The following is a 1,403-nucleotide window of genomic DNA, read 5'->3' on the forward strand; positions in this document are numbered from 1 at the left end:
GAGGGGGGTGATCGTGCCGCGGGCGTAGCCCGTCGCCGCGAGAGCGACCTCGGCGTCGGGCAGCTGCAGCCGGTTCGCGCCGACGAGGGCGCGCAGCCTCGGCCAGGCCAGCTGGCGGTCGCCGGGCACCAGGACGAGCAGGAAGTCGTCGTCGGCGCGCTTGACCACCAGCGTCTTGACGACGTCGCGCGGCTCGACGCCGAGCGCGGCGGCCGCCTCCTCCAGCGAGCGGACGCGGGGGAGCTGCACGGGCTCCACGGACAGGCCGCGGGCGCGGGCGGCCTCCAGGGCGCGGGCACGTCCGGACGTCTCAGGCATGGGCCCGAGCCTATCGGGACGGACTTGCCTGTTCTCGCCCGAACGACGGCCGGATCGGGGAGGATGGCGGGGTTTGCCCCACCCCTGCACGAAGGAACCCGATGCGTCGCGCCCTCATCACCCTCCTGGCCACCGTCCTGGCGGCCGGGACCCTGTCCCTCGCCGCGAGTCCGGCCTCGGCCGCCCCCGCGGTCCGGATCTCGGCCCCCAAGCCCGCCGTGGCCCCCTACCTGGGCACGACGACGGTGAAGCCGCGCGTCACCAAGAGCAAGGGCGTCAAGATCGTCTCGTCGCGCATCACGGTCAAGCAGGGCAGCCGCACGGTCGTCCGCTCCCGCTCCAGCGCCCGCCTCAAGGCCGGCTCGTACCGGGTCACGACCGTCGTGAAGTACCGCCCGAGCAAGAAGGCCAAGGTCCGCACCAAGAAGGCCACGCACCGCGTGACGGTGCGCCAGGGCGCGAAGAACTGCGCGACCCCCGCGGACGCCAAGGCCGTCCTGACCATCTTCGAGCTGACGTCGGACTCCCAGCAGCCGCACACGTCGAGCCAGGTCAACAAGCGGTTCGGCACCTCGGGCACGCGCGTCGACCGCGGCACGCTGGCCCAGATGCAGGAGCTGTGGGCCGACGACCCGGAGTGGAGCACCTACTTCGCGGACCTGGCCGAGCACTTCGGCGGCTCGACGATCTGGGAGGCCCGCGACTACCGACGCTGCGGGACGACGCGGACGCTGCAGGTCCAGTACCTCACGGACTCCGGCGTCCCCTACGCCCTGGACGTCATCACGGGCTGAGTCCCGTCCTCGTCCGCGACCGGCGGCCGTCCCCACGCGGGGCGGCCGCCGGTCGCGTCCGGCGGGTGCATAGATCGCCGGGCGGTGGGTACGGCACGGCCAGCCCCACGACGAGAGGACCCTCGATGAGCAAGATCCTGAACGCCGCCGCCTTCGCGACCGGGTACGTGCTCGGGACCCGGGCCGGACGCGGCCGGTACGAGCAGATCGTCCGCACGGCGCGGCGCGTGCGCGAGGACGCGCCGGACCTCGCCGACCAGGCCCGCGAGCAGGCGTCCCACGTGCGCGACA

General features: G+C 73.8%; 2 protein-coding genes. One reads left to right on the plus strand and one right to left on the minus strand.

The genetic code is table 11. From position 1 onward, the window contains the following. Positions 1-318: aminoacyl-tRNA deacylase (locus AC2W7G_RS16300; RefSeq protein WP_485869359.1), on the minus strand; the 318-nt coding region annotated here is incomplete at its 3' end. 101 nt (positions 319-419) lie between these two features. On the opposite strand from AC2W7G_RS16300, the gene AC2W7G_RS16305 reads away from it, so the two are divergent. After that, entirely contained in the window at positions 420-1,112 is a 693-nt protein-coding gene (locus AC2W7G_RS16305; protein WP_485869360.1) for a hypothetical protein, read from the plus strand. Positions 1,113-1,403 lie beyond the last annotated feature (291 nt).

The organism is Aeromicrobium sp. PFPM2_SD2 (assembly GCF_057364525.1).